The following is an 823-nucleotide window of genomic DNA, read 5'->3' as shown; positions in this document are numbered from 1 at the left end:
CGGGCCGTGAGGGCCGCTTACGAGCGTGTATTCAATACTTCCAGCCAGAAGACTGACAGCGATGACGCTGCTTAGTTACAACATCCATCATTAAAAGCGATGTTGTTCCCGCCCTTCGGGCGGGGGCGGCGGCGCTTTTCAGTGGTGGGTGGGCACGGTGTTTCAGAACTGTGCCTGTCGGGGGCCCGCCGCTTGCGGTGGGAGGTGCTTTTTAATTCTGAGCGGCGCGGCTTTGGCCGCTGCAAGCGAAGCCCTTTTTGTATCTGTTCACAGGCGTTTCAGAGATAAAGACTTTCCCTGCGGTGGAACAACGCAGGGGATTAAATGAAGGGGGTAAGACTATATTGCAGGTTTCTTGTTTCTGGTTTGCAGCTTCTTAAAGTTCTCTGTTTGCGGATTTATGTGGATAACTGAAACGACGTGGCCACGTTCTGACGACCGGTGAGAGATTTTATGGCCGTGTATGGCCGGATGTGGGGATTTCAGGTGGTTACGGGGGATTTCTGGCCGGACAGAACCTGCGCCAAAAGCCCCGAAGGGGCTGGCGATGATTCAGTGCTGAAGGAATGGTGCTGTCTAGTGCGGCGGTGGCGCAGCCAGCGTCAGTTCAAGCTGACGCAACTCCCTGATGGCCAGCCGCTTCAGATGGTCATCGGAACAGAAATAGGCTTCATCTGGCGGCAGACGCTTCCTGAGATACTCTGCCATCTCATGAATCTGCTGGTCGGCAGGTAATTTCTTCAGGCGGTTGGCACGCTTGCGGGCTGCAGCTTTCGCCCGGCGGTGTTTCAGTGCATCCTGGCTGCGCTGCAGATACCAGCGT

Annotated in this window: 2 pseudogenes; both read right to left on the bottom strand. The window is 55.8% G+C overall.

The window, feature by feature from the left end:
• A pseudogene (locus EQY_RS27565) lies at positions 1 to 216 on the bottom strand (replication-associated protein RepA4); the annotation flags it as partial.
• Between the two features lie 360 nt (positions 217 to 576).
• Positions 577 to 823, bottom strand: a pseudogene (locus tag EQY_RS0123470) (plasmid replication initiator RepA); the annotation flags it as partial.

The sequence above is a fragment of the Escherichia sp. TW14182 genome, from assembly GCF_000208525.1.
In the GTDB taxonomy this organism is placed as follows: Bacteria; Pseudomonadota; Gammaproteobacteria; order Enterobacterales; family Enterobacteriaceae; genus Escherichia; species Escherichia ruysiae.
This window is presented reverse-complemented; position numbering and strand designations above follow the sequence as displayed.